The organism is Coprococcus sp. AF51-11b1, assembly GCF_027682785.1.
GTDB lineage: Bacteria > Bacillota > Clostridia > Lachnospirales > Lachnospiraceae > Allocoprococcus > Allocoprococcus comes.
In genome coordinates this window covers 284,100-298,665 of sequence record NZ_JAQCZB010000002.1, presented here as the reverse complement: position 1 = coordinate 298,665, position 14,566 = coordinate 284,100, and the positions used below count along the sequence as shown (strand labels likewise).

Here is a 14,566-nt window from a genome sequence, read left to right as displayed (position 1 = left end):
TCCGCCTTATTCAGGGCGCACTTATGGCATACGTTTCCACAATAGCGCATTTTTTACTTTACCACAGGTTTTTCCCGATTGTCAAGTCTAACTTTTTAAAGAATTGTATTTTTATTGTATTTTATAATGTAAGTGGCAAAATTTATTTTCGGTCCCTTTGATACCAGATTGCTCCGTGCTTTGCACTCTCGCAATCCTCGTCATCATTGTATGCATACCGCAGAAAAGTACAAAAAATCAAAAGAGCGTATCACTGCAGGAAATCCTGCGCGATACGCTCTTGTCATTCACAGTGTGATAACCAAAATTACTTAAGGTTAACTTCTGCTCCTTCAGCTTCAAGTTTTGTTTTGATTTCTTCAGCTTCAGCTTTAGAAACGCCTTCTTTAACTACCTTCGGTGCTCCGTCAACTAATTCTTTAGCTTCTTTAAGTCCAAGTCCTGTGATTTCACGAACAACTTTGATAACTTTAACTTTAGATGCTCCAGCAGAAACAAGTTCTACGTCGAACTCATCTTTTTCTTCTGCTGCTGCTCCACCTTCTGCAGCTGCTGCTACTACAACACCTGCTGCTGCGGATACACCAAATTCTTCTTCACATGCTTTAACTAAGTCATTTAATTCAAGTACAGATAATTCTTTGATAGCTTCAATAAATTCTGCTGTTGTTAATTTTGCCATTTTATTTTCCTCCATTTGATTTTAATGATTGGCTCTTTCGCCTCTTACTGTTCCCACACTCGGATGGGATTCCGGTACAGCTTACTCTGCTGCCGGTGCTTCTGCTTCAGCTTCTGCCGGAGCATCACCCTGTTCTGCGATCTGATTAAGAACACGAGCAAGGTTTGTAATAGGTGACTGTAAGCTTCCAAGTAATTTGGACAGCAGTACTTCTCTTGACGGAATCTTAGAAAGTTCCTGAATACCAGCTGCATCATATACTGAGCCTTCAACTACACCTGCTTTTACTTCAAGAGCTTCTGCTTTCTTAGCGAAATCGCAGATGATTCTTGCCGGTGCTGTTGCATCTTCTTTAGAAATTGCAATAGCGTTCGGTCCTTCCAGATATTCGTCAAGCTGTGCGAAATCTGTTCCTTCAAAAGCTCTCTTCATCATTGTGTTCTTGCAAACTTTGTAGATAACACCTGCTTCTCTCAGCTGTTTACGAAGTTCAGTATCCTGAGCTACTGTAAGTCCACAGTAGTTAACGATAACTGCTGACTGAGCATCTGTGAGATCTTCAACGATTGCCTGTACGATAGGTTGTTTTAATTCAACTTTTGCCACGAATGGTGCACCTCCTTGTAGTATTTTCAACTGCCAGAAAGTCTCGGTCCCAGCGGGGACTTTCATATCACGCAATCATGCGCTAAAAAACCTCCGCGCCAAAGCACAGAGGTTTACAAATTCAAATCTAATGAATCTTGTCTTCCTCGGTAGGCGTTTTGACCCTTATGCCTTACGGCACCTACTGTCTTCGGCAGTTACTTCGTAAATATAGCATACGTTTACCAGAAAGTCAAGTGTATTTTTTCATTTTTTCAATTTCATCCAGTTTCTTCTATTATAAGTCCAAACCATCCAGAACTTCCTTCAATTCTTTTGCAGATGAAAGCAATTTTTCTTTTTCTTCATCGCTCAGTGGAATCTCAAGAACTTTTTCTGCACCTTTCTGCGAAACTATGGTCGGAACACTGATACAGAGTCCTTCCAGTCCGTATTCTCCCTCCATCAGACTCGTGACTGGAAGAACCGCATTTTCATTCATAACAATGCTTTCTGCAATTCTCGCAACCGCCATTGCCACACCATAATAGGTTGCACCCTTTTTCTGGATAATATCATAAGCACTGTCCCGCACAGTCTTATAAATTCTTTCCATAGATTCCTGATGCTGATAATGTCCACGAAGTTCACAGAAATCATTGATTGGAATTCCCGCTACATTTGCCCCGCTCCATACAGCAAGCTCACTGTCTCCATGCTCTCCGATGATATTGGCATGTACGCTCCGGCTCGCAACCTGAAGATGTTCACTTAACAGATAGCGGAATCTTGCAGTATCCAGAACGGTTCCGCTTCCGAATACTCTTTCCTTCGGATATCCGGAAATCTTAAGTGCCGCATAAGTCAGAATATCCACCGGATTTGCTACAACAAGCAGGATTCCTTCAAATCCGCGTTTTGTGATTTCCGGAATAATCGATTTGAAAATTGCTACATTTTTGTGTACCAGATCCAGTCTTGTCTCTCCCGGTTTTTGATTTGCTCCAGCTGTAATGATGATTAGTGAACAATCACTGATATCATCATAAGATCCCGCATATATTTTCATCGGGTGCGCATATGGTCTACCGTGGCTTATGTCCATTGCCTCCCCTTCTGCTTTTTCTTTATTCGCATCGATCAGTACCAGTTCGGAAAAGATCCCTTTCTGAAGTAAGCTGAACGCAGAGGACGCTCCTACAAACCCACATCCGATAATTGCTGCCTTTTGAATATTAACCATGACAAAGTGCCTCCTTTTAATTGCTTGATATTTTTTTCACAGGCATAGGTTATCATTATTTTCCCCGATTTTCAATGTTTTCATGCATTGTTCGTCAAAAAATGCACAATGTATACAGAATACTGTTTGTTAGATTTCATGTTGCACAAAAAGACACCGTAACGGATCACTCCGCATACGGTGTCTCTATTATTTACATTTATTCAATACTGATTAAGCAAGCTTCATTGGGTTGATTTTTACACCAGGTCCCATTGTAGAAGTAAGTGTCACACTCTTAAGATACTGACCCTTTACTGCTGCCGGTTTAGCTTTGTTAATCGCATCGATAAGCGTCTGGAAGTTGTCAGCAAGCTGTTCTTCAGTGAAAGAAGCTTTTCCTACCGGTACATGGATGATATTTGTCTTGTCCAATCTGTACTCAATCTTACCAGCTTTGATTTCGTTGATAGCTTTTGTAACGTCCATTGTTACTGTACCAGCCTTCGGGTTTGGCATTAAACCTTTTGGTCCAAGTACACGTCCGAGACGTCCAACAACACCCATCATATCCGGTGTAGCTACAACTACATCGAATTCGAACCAGTTTTCATTCTGGATCTTCGGAATGAGTTCATCTCCACCTACGTAATCTGCTCCGGCAGCTTTAGCTTCTTCAGCTTTAGCGTCCTTAGCAAATACAAGGATACGAACCTTTTTACCAGTTCCGTGCGGAAGAACTACAGCGCCACGGATCTGCTGATCTGCATGACGTCCGTCACATCCTGTTCTGATATGAGCTTCGATTGTTTCATCAAATTTAGCTGTCGCGCTCTTCTTAACAAGTGCGATCGCTTCATCTCTATCATAGAGAGTTGCTCTGTCGATTAACTTTGCAGCTTCTACGTATTTCTTTCCTCTTTTCATTCTAAATACCTCCTAGTGGTGATTACGGGAATTCCCTCCCACGTATTTTTTCAGTTTCCTTACATTCTGCTTATGCAGTCTGAATTAGTCCTCTACTACAGTTACACCCATGCTGCGGCATGTTCCTTCGATCATGCTCATAGCTGTTTCTACGGATGCAGCGTTCAGGTCTGGCATCTTAAGTTCTGCGATTTCCTTTACCTGAGCTTTTGTAATCTTAGCAACTTTTGTCTTGTTCGGAACACCTGAACCAGATTTAAGGTTGCAGGCTTTCTTAATAAGAACTGCTGCCGGAGGAGTCTTTGTAACGAAGCTGAAACTTCTGTCACTGTAAACTGTAATTACTACAGGAATGATCAGATCTCCCTGATCAGCTGTCTTTGCGTTGAACTGTTTTGTAAATTCAACGATATTTACACCGTGCTGTCCAAGAGCAGGACCAACCGGTGGAGCCGGAGTAGCCTTTCCAGCTGGAATCTGTAATTTGATATAACCTGAAACTTTTTTTGCCATTTTAAAGTACCTCCTTGTGGTATTTGCGGGGATTTCCCTCCCACGTGTTCATTATGCACTGCGCATAAAGTTACATTTTTTTGACTTCTGCGAAACTGATTTCTACCGGCGTTTCGCGGCCGAATAAATCAACATTGATCGTCAGGCTCTGCTTAGCCATATTGATAGTCTGAATCATGCCGACTGTTCCTTCCCAGGCTCCGCCTGTTACTGTCACAGTATCTCCTTCTTCAAAATCTACCACGATGTCTTCTTTCTGGATACCAAGTGGTGCCATCTCTTCATCTGTAAGCGGAACCGGTTTGGATCCAGGACCTACAAATCCTGTAACACCTCTTGTGTTTCGTACCACATACCAGGTATCATCGTTCATGATCATGTGGATCAGAACATATCCCGGAAACATCTTTTTCTGAGACGCTTTCTGTACGCCGTTCTTCAATTCGACAACTTCCTGCATCGGAACACGGACCTCAAGGATCTCATCTTCCAAATGACGGTTCTCGATCGTTTTGTCAATGTTGGCTTTTACCTTGTTTTCATACCCTGAATAGGTATGCACAACATACCATTTTGCTTCTGCCATAAACTCACCTTTCCTGCATTACCATTTATCAGTATCTTATCTAACTAATAAATCTACCCCGAATTTTACCAGGATATCACAGATCGTGATAATCGCTCCTAAGATAACGGAAACAACTACGACCGCAGCTGTCTGTTTGGTAAGTGTGGTTTTGTCTGGCCAGATAATCTTATTAAACTCAGCTTTCAGACCTTTGAAGAAAGGAGTTTTCTTCTCTTTTGTCTTCGCTTTGTCTTTAGATTCGCCCATAACATTCACTTCCCTTCAACGACTATTTCGTCTCTTTGTGTAATGTGTGTGATTTGCAGAATCTACAGTATTTCTTTGTTTCCATGCGTTCCGGATGAGACTTCTTATCCTTTGTCATGTTGTAGTTACGATGCTTGCATTCTGTACATTCCAGTGTAATTCTTGTACGCACAACTTCCACCTCGCTTTTTATGTTCTAATTTTTAGTTGCATGACAGCTTGCGAGGCTGTCGTGAAAGCTTCACGCCTGAAACTTTCTTTGTTAAAAATAGGCATAAAAAAAAGACCTATACTTCCATTCGCTAGGTTAGTGTACCATACCGAAAGTATAAAGTCAAGAAATTAAATAATTTTTTACGAAAGCCTTCGGACTGTCCAGGTGCATCCGGAATCTGCTCTCATCCAGGCATATTCCCGGCACACAGGCTAAAATTTCAGCCGCAGAATGAAATCCGCGGCTGAAACTTTTTATTTATCTGTCACTTTTTCCAATGTGATATTCTACCTTCATACCACGCATGATAGTTCTTGATGCAATATCTACAAAGTTAAATCCAAATGCAATTGCAACGCAGGTTGCAAAAAGTGTGATCGTCTGTTCCAGGAGCATATGCATATTCCCGCTTACGCATGCGTACATTACATAGTACAGATTCGGTCCAGGAATCAGAGGGAATACAGACGCTGTCAGGAAAATTGTTGATGGTGCTTTATTTATCCGCGACATAATAAATGCATAGAATGCAACGAATGTCGCCGCAATTGTAGTTGCAAGGAAGTTACTTGGACGCGCCTCATAAACAAGTGCATAAATCAGCCATGTAAAAAATGCTCCGATTCCACAGTAAACCACCTGCATGCCCCGGATCTTAAACCACAGTGCAAATCCCACGCAGGCTGCGGTACAGGAAATCAGCTGTACGATCAGATTCGGGGTAAGGATATATCCTTCCGCCTCTACACCGCCAAAAAGAATCATCGGTATCGCCGTACCAAATGCGATTCCGGAAGCACCAAGCATGGAATTCATGATATTGATCGATCCGGAGATAAAGTCTTTCTGAAGCAGATCACGGATTCCGTTCGTCGTACTCAGTCCACTGATCAGGAGCATGACAATTCCGATCATGATCCGCTCCTCATGATCCGCAAATCCAAATTTAACAGATAACAGAATGATCATCTCTGCAATAAACGATAAGATCAGGTTATATGCCAGCAGGTTCTTCTCACGTTCGGCCAGCCAGTTCCCTGCTGCAACGATCACAATTGATACGATCACCGCAATGATCGCATCCCTTATATCACATCCAAAGAATACCGCAAATCCGGTACCACCTAAAATACCGGCCGCATAATGGGTGTACCACTTCTGTTCCGGTCTTCCCATCACCTCTTCAAACTGTCTTCTCATTTCTTTTGCATCCGGCTTTTCTTTACAGATTTTACGGCACAGATTATTCAGATAATCCAGCTTGTCAAAGTCACATTCCCCTATTTCTACCAGTCGGATCTGTGTAATAATCTGCCCTTCCGGTGTCTCTGCCGTAATCTGGATATTGCTTGGTATAACAAAAATATCATACTTTACAAATCCATAACTTCTGCAAATACGGTACAGACTGTCCTGCAGACGGAAGTTCTCCGCTCCACATCTAATCATAGCTTCCCCAATGTCCAGGATCCCCTGCACAATTCTCTCGTAATCGTATTTCACATTCATTTTCCTTTTCCCAAAACCTCTCTCTTTTGTTCTTCTTACAAAGCCAGTTGTTCCACCCTCCCGAACACTTCAGCCATACGAAGTAATGATATCATGATGTATCAAAAAGTCAACTAAATTCGGAGAATTTCTTCTAGTATGTTATTTTTCTCCAGCCTTTTTCAGTCCTTCTTCTTCCCGGAATGCTCCTGGTGTCATCCCATACATTTTCTTAAATATTCTTACAAAATAACTTGTATTATCTATTCCCACATCTGCGGCAACCCGAATAACCGTATCATTCGTCTTACACAATAATTCTCTTGCCCTCTCCAGTCTGTAATCGATCAAATATTTCACCGGAGTCGTCCCTATTCCACGCTTAAAGCATCGAAGGGCTTCACTTTTACTAATATTCGCTTCCGCTGCCAGCCTTTCCAAAGAAATTCGTTCTTTATAATGGTTTTCTATAAACTGCATCATCTCTCTGAGCCGCGACTGTAAAAGGAGATTCTTATTCCGGGACTCTCTCTGTACAATATCCGGAACTTCTTCAAACAATTCATCCCATAATCTGCTGATCTTGTTCTGTATAATCAGTTCTTTTCTAAGCATTTCCTTTCCGGCATCTTTGTATATCTCATCCAGCAGACTTAATATACCACTATTTTTTTCTTTTTCCAAAATCACATATTCTTTACCATATGTAATTACAGGACTAACATATTTTTGATAAATTGCACTTTCCCGCGCAGCAAGCAGCTCTGGAGCGTGCAGGATATTTGGCATAAGCGCACCACCCGGTGTTTCAAATCGGTGGATCACTCTGCTGTTTATAAAAATCCCCTCCCCCGCTTCAAGGATAATCTTTTCATTTCCAATCCTGCAGATTACTTTTCCAGATTCAACCCATGCCCATTCAATCTCATTATGCCAGTGCCATTCGACATAACCCTGACCAATTTCATCGATATCATCCAGATAATATTCAAAAGGAAACTCCGGCGTTCCGTGTTCACGTATTTCCCTCAGTGTTTCATCTGTTATTATCTCTGTTATTTGCATTTTCATTATACCTTTTGTGTTTTGGAGATATTGTACTATGTTTCTGCGATATTCGTCAAGACATCCACCCCTCCAATATGATATAGTGCTATTTTGAAAGGAGCTTTTAAGAAATGAAAAAAAGCACAAATTGTATGCAGACCATCTACGCTTGTTTTATTGGTTACATCGTTCAGGCTATCGTAAATAATTTTGTTCCTCTTCTTTTTGTCACTTTCCAAAATAATTACCATATTTCACTAGAACGAATTACCTTTTTGATCACACTCAACTTTATCATTCAGCTGTTTGTCGATCTTCTATCCGCATTCTTCATCGACAGGATCGGATACCGCATTTCGATTTTAATTGCGCATATCCTTTCTGCGGCAGGACTGATATTACTCACCGTTCTTCCGGAAGTTTTTTCCTCCCCTTATACCGGACTTGTAATCGCAGTTATCATTTATGCGATCGGCGGTGGACTTCTCGAAGTACTGGTAAGCCCGATCATTGAAGCCTGCCCTACTGATAACAAAGAAAAAGCAATGAGTCTCCTGCATTCCTTTTACTGTTGGGGGCATGTGGGCGTTGTTCTGTTATCAACCGCATTTTTCTGGTTTTTCGGAATATCGCACTGGAAAATCCTCGCACTTATGTGGGCTGTCATCCCAATATTTAACACTTTCCTCTTCAGAAATGCACCAATCTACTCCCTTCATGAAGAAGGTGAACAGGGACTTTCTCTCAGAGAATTGTGCACATCTAAAATCTTCTGGATGTTAATGCTTATGATGACCTGTGCCGGTGCCAGCGAACAGGCAGTCAGCCAATGGGCATCCACTTTTGCCGAGACAAGCCTGCACATTTCCAAAACACTCGGCGATCTTGCCGGTCCTCTTACCTTTGCAGCCTGTATGGGGGCTTCCCGGCTGCTTTACGGAAAATACGGAGACAGGATCCGGCTGGATCTGTTCATGAGAGGAAGCTGCATTCTTTGCATCCTTTCCTATTTATGTATTTCCATCCTTCCATTTCCTGCGCTGAACCTTTTGGGATGTGCGCTTTGCGGATTCTCCGTTGGAATTATGTGGCCGGGACTTTTCAGCACCGCATCCGTCTCTATTCCACGTGGCGGCACAACAATGTTTGCCCTCCTTGCACTTGCCGGAGATCTGGGATGTTCCGGTGGTCCGACGCTTGCAGGTCTGGTATCTTCCTACGCCGGCAGCAGTCTGAAAACCGGGATTTTCGCAGCCATTATTTTTCCGGCCGTCCTGCTCCTTGGTCTAATAAAATCAAAAAATCTGAATAAAAAATAACGGGTTCCTCTTTTCATTGAGTTACCCGTTATTTTTCTTTTTAATTTATCGTTTTTTCAAATCGGTCCTCTTCCGGAGCCGTATCCTGTCCAAGCCATTTCTTACTCAGTTTCGTAAGTGTTCCGTCTTCTTTCAATTCTTTTTACACATTCTTTACAGGCAGAATAAAAAGATGAGCACCTTTTACAGCACTCATCTTCCCCACTACTTCAACAATTTTTCTTCCCATTCTTTTTCTTTAAACCCGGTCAGTACAAATCCGTTCCCAACTACAAACGGTCTTTTCACCAACATACCATCTGTCGCCAGCAGCTTTATCTGCTCATCTTCCGTCATCGTCGGAAGCTTGTCTTTCAGCTGCATCTGCTTATAAAGCATCCCACTTGTATTAAAAAACTTTTTCAGCGGGAACCCACTCATCGCATGCCATTCCTTCAGCTCTTCATAGGTTGGATTTTCCTCCACGATTGCCCGTTCCTCAAATGCAATCTCATGCGCCTCCAGCCATTTCAGCGCCTTCTGACAGGTGCTGCATTTTCTGTATACCAATACTTTCATCTATCTGATCCACTCCTTTTTTATTCTCCAAAGTCCTGCTTGTACATCCCTTACAAGCTCTGTATTTCCATGTACCAATTCTTCATGATACCGTGTCAGACGTTGCCAGCTTTTCAGGATCTGCTCCTTCTGTAACGGATAAAAATTACTCAACACCGCATCCATCTCTTTGATCCCATACATCTCCAGCTGCTCCTGGAACTGCTTCTCATCTTTTTCATCTTCCCCAATATATTTGAGACAGAGAATCTTATTCCAGTCATACATATCAAAAAGCAGAACTTCATCCAATGGTACTTCCAGTGTCAGGAAGTTGCCGCCCATCGACTGATCCACATTATAGGCTTCACGGAATGCCCAGTACGGATACTCCGCACCATCCGGCTTCTTCACATATTTCTCCATCTCACGCACAAACCAGGAATAGACTGTTGTGAAAATCTTTGCACTCTCCTGATATTTTTCCCGCACATACGCCTCTTTGGAATAGCACACGCCATTCCGCTCAATTGCTTCGATTACCGGGTCTGCCTGTGATGCATATAAGGTTATTGTATTACATTTTTCACCCATTCTCTTCGCACCTCCCAGATGTTTCCATAACATCCATCACTTCCGATCTGGATGTCATCATCAAAAAGCCTCTTCCAGCTCTCCCGGATCTCCCGTTTGATCTCCGGATAGAACTGCGACATATACGCCTGCGTGTCGCTGACTCCATAGGCTTCCAGAAGCTCTTTGTGCCGCTTTTCATCCGCCTTGTCTGCCGGAATATAGGAATAGTTGAGGATCATTCCCCATTTTGTGAAATTCACTCTGGTAATCAGGGATTCTTCGATCTCCAGTTCCAGGATCACTCTTCCTTTTTCCGGAAGCATCGTTGCATCCTGCCTGAAGGATACCCATACCGGAAATTCCACATCCGCCGGTTTATTCCCGTAGTCCGGTCCGTTCTTGACCAGCCATTCATAAGTATCCAGAACCAGCTCCGAATGTTCTTTGAGATCCTTTATGATATACTCTCGCTTTACCGTATATCGTCCGGTCTCCTGAAGAACTTTCCAGACATTTTCATGCTGCTTTGACCACACTGTAATCTTTGCCATTCCATCACCTCACTAATGGTAAAATATAAGTACTCCAAAGATAACTAACCGGCATCACCATACTTACATTTACTATAACACCGATTGGCATCTTTTGTCCTCTTTTCCCTTTATTCTCTCATTACTTCGTATCAAATCTGGTCACTGCCATGTGGATCAGATATGGAATAAGGATTACCGGAATCGCCAGATACGCCAGCACACTATACGCCTTCTGGATCAGTGTCAGAAGCCCGAACTGTGCGATTCCAAAATCTACAACACAGCAGATAAATGCTGCCACAATTTCCTTTGTACCGATTTTTCTTTTCTCATCCGTTCCTGTCTCTTTTTTCATCTTATCAAGATCACTACAGATTCTCTTGACCATTGCAGCCACCATATTAACCGCCGTAGATACCGATCCAAGAATAATCAAAACAGAAATCAGCGGCACCATAAATCCTTTTCCAACACCGCACTGCACCATAAAAAGTGTCGGGACGCTCGCCTCGCTCATCTCCGGCTTGGTACAAACAGTCATAATCCCAAGCACAACCATGATCATCATAAGTGCATTGATGATCCATCCGATTCCCATACTTTGCACCGCGTCATCCGGCTTTTCAAAGCTCTTGGCATGCTGCACAAAAACAGCCACATTTGCCAGCTGGAATGTTCCGTAAATAAATGCTGAATAGAGTGCTTTCCCAAAGGATCCGCCATTTGCAGTCATCCGTGAAGCTGTATCTGCAATCTGCCCTGCACCTGCGATGATATTCGGAATATACACGATCAGAAGACCTGCGATAATGCAGACAGACAGGACAGAAGCCACCTTACGCACCAGGTCTGTTCCAAATACTGCCACAACGAAGATAAATATGCCGATAATCAACGTACACAGCAGATACGGAAGTCCGGTCAGGGTACTTAAAGTCGCTCCGCCTGTCGCAAATGCAACTGCGGGAGCCACGCACATCACACAAATATACAGTATTTCAAACAAATTGGAAAATACCGGCGCAAACTTCCCGTAAAACGCATTGTTATAAGACCGGTAATCATATACCTCATGCTTTCTCGCAAACCGGAGGCAGTACGCGAAAAATAAAGCATTATATCCCATGGCCAAAACCGGCATCAGAAGACACCAGATTCCATAACGCACATAATAACTGTAGATCTGCGCACCCGAGGCAAATCCACCTCCGAAATGTGTTGTAAACCAAACAAACGCTACCCCAAGAATCATAGAGGAAGCTGCGGATTTCTTATTCTTCATGGCTCTGATCCTTTCTGACTCTTTCTTTCAGTTTCTGCATTGCATCTTCCAGCATTTCCCGGGTTACCTTATATGGGTAATGTGCTACATCCGACATTTTCGGAATATGTCCCATACTTTCTTTCCATTCATCCTCTGTAATCTCAATTTCTTTCAAAGACACCGGAAGCCCTATCTCGCGATTCAGCTGATATATTTTCTCAAATTCTTCTTCCTGTCCATCTACAAGAAGTGCCAGAAGCACACCAAATCCAACTACTTCCCCGTGCAGATGCCGCTGCTCGATCACCGGATACTTCGTCAGAGCATAAAAAATTGCATGTGCAAGTCCACTGTTATAATCCGGTGTGAAATCTTTTGTAAGGAAAATGGATGCAATTCCGGTTGTCACAACGATCGCCAGAACCACCTGCTCTACATCGTATGTACACAGTCCCTTTTTATGGTCTGCAAATGCCTTCGGTCCATATTCCAGAAGCGGATTCCTGCACATCAGACTGACTGCTACACCAAGTGAGGTAAAATGTTCCAGTCTTTCATCCCTTGATGAGATTGTTGCTTCATAGTATTTTGCATAGGTATCACCAATTCCTGCCCACATATACTGACTCGGTGCTTTTGCTATGATTTCTGTATCGATAAATGCATGCATGACCGGACGCACGAAGAAATTCGGTTTCAGAAATGTACCATCCTCGTTATACATGATCGACACCGATGTACATGCCGAACAGTTGGATGCGATTGTCGGGAAGCTGAACACCGGCTTATCATCTGTAATACACAGACATTTTACCGTATCCAGTGCTTTGCCCCCTCCTACTCCAAATACCATATCTGCTTTCTGATAAACCGACATCCGGCGAAGCTTTTCTACCGTCTGATAGGTACAGTCTTTCCCATAAAGTTCTTTTCCAATAATCTCCAGATTCGTCTGGTCGACCGCCGCTTTGATCTTATCAAAAGCCGCATCAAGTGCCCTTTTTCCGCCGATCACAAGTACCGTTTTTCCATAAGATTCGCAGACCGGACCGATCTTATCATAAATTGCATCTCCAATTGAATAATTCGGAAGATGCACCTCGTAATTTTCTAATTTCATATTCACACTCTTTCCCTTATAAAGATAACTCAAAAAGCCGGTACGGATACTTAAAATCCGCACCGACTCTGGTCTCTTTCATTAATTCTGATTAGATATCTAAAAGATCACTGTATACTTTCAGTGCTCCGTCTGTCTCATGGGCAAGTACACGTTTGGCAAGTACTTTCCCAAGCTGAACACCTTCCTGGTCGAAGCTGTTCACATTCCATACAAATCCCTGGAACATAACCTTATTCTCAAAATGTGCAAGAAGTGCACCGAGTGTCTCTGGTGTCAGTTCTTTACCGATGATAATACTTGACGGACGTCCACCTTCAAAATTCTTGTTGCGGTTCTCGTCTGATTTACCGCATGCAAATGCTACGATCTGTGCAGCTACGTTTGCGCAGAGCTTCTGCTGGCTTGTGCTGTCCTGGATCACAACATCGGTTCCGATCTGGCTGTTCTTGAAGCCGATGAACTGGAGCGGTATGATGTTGGTTCCCTGGTGGAGAAGCTGATAGAAGGAATGCTGTCCGTTTGTTCCTGGTTCTCCGAAGATCACCGGACCTGTCGGGTAATCTACCGGCTCGCCAAAGCGGTTAACTGATTTACCATTGGATTCCATATCCAGCTGCTGCAGATGTGCCGGGAAACGGCTCAGTGCCTGTGAATATGGGAGAACGGCTGTTGCCGGATATCCGAGTACATTACGCTCGTATACACCGATCATCGCATCCAGCATTGCCGGGTTCTTCAATAAATCTTCATTCTTGGAAACTTCATCTACCTTTGCTGCTCCTGCAAGGAACTGTGCAAATACTTCCGGTCCGAACGCCAGCGAAAGTACGGCACCGCCGACTGCTGAAGTAGATGAGTAACGTCCTCCGATATAATCATCCATGAAGAATGCTGCAAGATAATCATCGCTCTTTGCAAGTGGTGATGTCTCGCTTGTAACAGCGATCATATGCTTGGAAGCATCCAGACCTGCATTCTTCAGGGCATCTTTTACAAATGACTCATTGGTAAGAGTCTCAAGAGTTGTTCCTGACTTTGATACCAGAACAAAAATAGAATGTGCTACATCAATTGAATTCAGTACTGCTGCTGCATCATCCGGGTCAACATTGCTGATGAATTTGGCTTCCATCTTGAATGTGCCGTTCTTCTTAGCCCAGTTCTCAAGTGCAAGATACATTGCACGAGGACCAAGGTCACTTCCGCCGATACCGATCTGTACGACTGTTGTGAATTTCTCACCTGCTGCATTTGTGATCTCGCCGGCATGTACTTTATTGGCAAAATCTGCGATCCTCTGCTGCTGCTTAACATAGAATTCTCGCTTGTCTACTCCGTCAGCTTCTACTTTATCTCCAAGCTGTCCACGGGTGAGCTGATGAAGAACCAGTCTCTTTTCTCCTGTGTTGATCACTTCTCCATTGTAGAGTGCTGCGTACTTTTCTGTCAGCTGCGCTTCTTTTGCAAGCTTTGCAAGTGCTGCAAGTACTTTATCATCTACTGCTTTTGCAGCGTAATTGTAAGTAAGATCCTCTGTCATCGGAACGCTGTAATCCTTAACACGTTCTGCTCCGTTCGCACCGGACATCACTTCTGCAAGATTGACACGTTCTACTTCCGAAAGTTCTTTAAATGATGTAAGTGTATCCAAATTGTTCCAATTAATCATAGTGGATTCCTCCTTATTTCTTTTATGATAGC

General features: G+C 43.1%; 17 protein-coding genes and 1 other annotated feature. Of the genes, 1 reads left to right on the top strand and 16 read right to left on the bottom strand.

Going from position 1 to position 14,566, the window contains the following annotated elements; translation table 11 throughout:
- Positions 1-307 precede the first annotated feature (307 nt).
- The 10 genes from rplL to PGY05_RS03760 all read right to left on the bottom strand — a co-directional run bounded on the left by rplL (position 308) and on the right by PGY05_RS03760 (position 7,537).
- Positions 308-682: a 50S ribosomal protein L7/L12 gene (gene rplL / locus PGY05_RS03805; RefSeq protein WP_022220337.1), complete on the bottom strand. Its 375-nt coding sequence runs from the start codon at positions 680-682 to the stop codon at positions 308-310.
- A gap of 81 nt (positions 683-763) precedes the next feature.
- A complete protein-coding gene (gene rplJ / locus PGY05_RS03800; protein WP_055247518.1) occupies positions 764-1,288 on the bottom strand; it encodes a 50S ribosomal protein L10 in 525 nt (174 codons plus the stop codon).
- A 75-nt stretch (positions 1,289-1,363) separates the two neighbouring features.
- Positions 1,364-1,500: a sequence feature (ribosomal protein L10 leader region), on the bottom strand.
- A 65-nt stretch (positions 1,501-1,565) separates the two neighbouring features.
- Complete coding sequence (locus PGY05_RS03795; protein ID WP_008373488.1) at positions 1,566-2,510, bottom strand: L-lactate dehydrogenase; 945 nt, start codon at positions 2,508-2,510, stop codon at positions 1,566-1,568.
- 213 nt (positions 2,511-2,723) lie between these two features.
- A complete protein-coding gene (gene rplA / locus PGY05_RS03790; RefSeq protein ID WP_008373486.1) occupies positions 2,724-3,416 on the bottom strand; it encodes a 50S ribosomal protein L1 in 693 nt (230 codons plus the stop codon).
- Positions 3,417-3,500: 84 nt separating this feature from the next.
- Complete coding sequence (rplK, locus tag PGY05_RS03785; RefSeq protein ID WP_008373484.1) at positions 3,501-3,929, bottom strand: 50S ribosomal protein L11; 429 nt, start codon at positions 3,927-3,929, stop codon at positions 3,501-3,503.
- A gap of 70 nt (positions 3,930-3,999) precedes the next feature.
- Positions 4,000-4,515: a transcription termination/antitermination protein NusG gene (gene nusG, locus PGY05_RS03780; RefSeq protein WP_008373482.1), complete on the bottom strand. Its 516-nt coding sequence runs from the start codon at positions 4,513-4,515 to the stop codon at positions 4,000-4,002.
- A 36-nt stretch (positions 4,516-4,551) separates the two neighbouring features.
- A complete protein-coding gene (secE, locus tag PGY05_RS03775; RefSeq protein WP_008373480.1) occupies positions 4,552-4,764 on the bottom strand; it encodes a preprotein translocase subunit SecE in 213 nt (70 codons plus the stop codon).
- A gap of 22 nt (positions 4,765-4,786) precedes the next feature.
- The gene (rpmG, locus tag PGY05_RS03770; RefSeq protein ID WP_081445272.1) at positions 4,787-4,936 is read right to left on the bottom strand and encodes a 50S ribosomal protein L33; all 150 of its coding nucleotides are present in this window, start codon (positions 4,934-4,936) and stop codon (positions 4,787-4,789) included.
- Positions 4,937-5,236: 300 nt separating this feature from the next.
- Positions 5,237-6,427, bottom strand: a complete 1,191-nt coding sequence (locus tag PGY05_RS03765; protein ID WP_442872493.1) for a threonine/serine ThrE exporter family protein — start codon at positions 6,425-6,427, stop codon at positions 5,237-5,239.
- Between the two features lie 201 nt (positions 6,428-6,628).
- Positions 6,629-7,537 carry an AraC family transcriptional regulator gene (locus PGY05_RS03760; RefSeq protein ID WP_082438255.1) on the bottom strand — a complete coding sequence of 303 codons (909 nt, stop codon included), beginning with the start codon at positions 7,535-7,537 and terminating at the stop codon, positions 6,629-6,631.
- Between the two features lie 107 nt (positions 7,538-7,644).
- Between PGY05_RS03760 and PGY05_RS03755 the strand changes: the two genes are divergently transcribed.
- Positions 7,645-8,832 carry an MFS transporter gene (locus PGY05_RS03755; RefSeq protein WP_270475379.1) on the top strand — a complete coding sequence of 396 codons (1,188 nt, stop codon included), beginning with the start codon at positions 7,645-7,647 and terminating at the stop codon, positions 8,830-8,832.
- Between the two features lie 204 nt (positions 8,833-9,036).
- On the opposite strand, the gene PGY05_RS03750 is transcribed toward PGY05_RS03755, so the two are convergent.
- The 6 genes from PGY05_RS03750 to PGY05_RS03725 form a co-directional block, all read right to left on the bottom strand.
- A complete protein-coding gene (locus tag PGY05_RS03750) occupies positions 9,037-9,390 on the bottom strand; it encodes an arsenate reductase family protein (protein ID WP_195368235.1) in 354 nt (117 codons plus the stop codon).
- On the bottom strand, positions 9,391-9,963 hold the full coding sequence (locus tag PGY05_RS03745) for a DUF3841 domain-containing protein (RefSeq protein ID WP_195368236.1): 573 nt from the start codon (positions 9,961-9,963) through the stop codon (positions 9,391-9,393).
- Positions 9,939-10,496 carry a DUF3841 domain-containing protein gene (locus PGY05_RS03740; protein ID WP_008373458.1) on the bottom strand — a complete coding sequence of 186 codons (558 nt, stop codon included), beginning with the start codon at positions 10,494-10,496 and terminating at the stop codon, positions 9,939-9,941. Before PGY05_RS03740 ends, PGY05_RS03745 begins: the two co-directional genes overlap by 25 nt.
- A gap of 121 nt (positions 10,497-10,617) precedes the next feature.
- A complete protein-coding gene (locus tag PGY05_RS03735) occupies positions 10,618-11,760 on the bottom strand; it encodes a YkvI family membrane protein (RefSeq protein WP_270475378.1) in 1,143 nt (380 codons plus the stop codon).
- Positions 11,750-12,862, bottom strand: a complete 1,113-nt coding sequence (locus PGY05_RS03730; protein ID WP_055247576.1) for an iron-containing alcohol dehydrogenase family protein — start codon at positions 12,860-12,862, stop codon at positions 11,750-11,752. Before PGY05_RS03730 ends, PGY05_RS03735 begins: the two co-directional genes overlap by 11 nt.
- Positions 12,863-12,953: 91 nt before the next feature.
- A complete protein-coding gene (locus tag PGY05_RS03725; RefSeq protein WP_195255541.1) occupies positions 12,954-14,534 on the bottom strand; it encodes a glucose-6-phosphate isomerase in 1,581 nt (526 codons plus the stop codon).
- Between the last annotated feature and the right edge of the window lie 32 nt (positions 14,535-14,566).

What these genes read in the sequence shown, in the direction of transcription:
- rplL (WP_022220337.1), bottom strand. Translation starts at nt 682, where the DNA reads ATGGCAAAATTAACAACAGCAGAATTTATTGAAGCTATCAAAGAATTA.
- PGY05_RS03795 (WP_008373488.1), bottom strand. Translation starts at nt 2,510, where the DNA reads ATGGTTAATATTCAAAAGGCAGCAATTATCGGATGTGGGTTTGTAGGA.
- rplA (WP_008373486.1), bottom strand. Translation starts at nt 3,416, where the DNA reads ATGAAAAGAGGAAAGAAATACGTAGAAGCTGCAAAGTTAATCGACAGA.
- rplK (WP_008373484.1), bottom strand. Translation starts at nt 3,929, where the DNA reads ATGGCAAAAAAAGTTTCAGGTTATATCAAATTACAGATTCCAGCTGGA.
- nusG (WP_008373482.1), bottom strand. Translation starts at nt 4,515, where the DNA reads ATGGCAGAAGCAAAATGGTATGTTGTGCATACCTATTCAGGGTATGAA.
- secE (WP_008373480.1), bottom strand. Translation starts at nt 4,764, where the DNA reads ATGGGCGAATCTAAAGACAAAGCGAAGACAAAAGAGAAGAAAACTCCT.
- PGY05_RS03765 (WP_442872493.1), bottom strand. Translation starts at nt 6,427, where the DNA reads ATGATTAGATGTGGAGCGGAGAACTTCCGTCTGCAGGACAGTCTGTAC.
- PGY05_RS03760 (WP_082438255.1), bottom strand. Translation starts at nt 7,537, where the DNA reads ATGAAAATGCAAATAACAGAGATAATAACAGATGAAACACTGAGGGAA.
- PGY05_RS03755 (WP_270475379.1), top strand. Translation starts at nt 7,645, where the DNA reads ATGAAAAAAAGCACAAATTGTATGCAGACCATCTACGCTTGTTTTATT.
- PGY05_RS03750 (WP_195368235.1), bottom strand. Translation starts at nt 9,390, where the DNA reads ATGAAAGTATTGGTATACAGAAAATGCAGCACCTGTCAGAAGGCGCTG.
- PGY05_RS03745 (WP_195368236.1), bottom strand. Translation starts at nt 9,963, where the DNA reads ATGGGTGAAAAATGTAATACAATAACCTTATATGCATCACAGGCAGAC.
- PGY05_RS03740 (WP_008373458.1), bottom strand. Translation starts at nt 10,496, where the DNA reads ATGGCAAAGATTACAGTGTGGTCAAAGCAGCATGAAAATGTCTGGAAA.
- PGY05_RS03735 (WP_270475378.1), bottom strand. Translation starts at nt 11,760, where the DNA reads ATGAAGAATAAGAAATCCGCAGCTTCCTCTATGATTCTTGGGGTAGCG.
- PGY05_RS03730 (WP_055247576.1), bottom strand. Translation starts at nt 12,862, where the DNA reads ATGAAATTAGAAAATTACGAGGTGCATCTTCCGAATTATTCAATTGGA.
- PGY05_RS03725 (WP_195255541.1), bottom strand. Translation starts at nt 14,534, where the DNA reads ATGATTAATTGGAACAATTTGGATACACTTACATCATTTAAAGAACTT.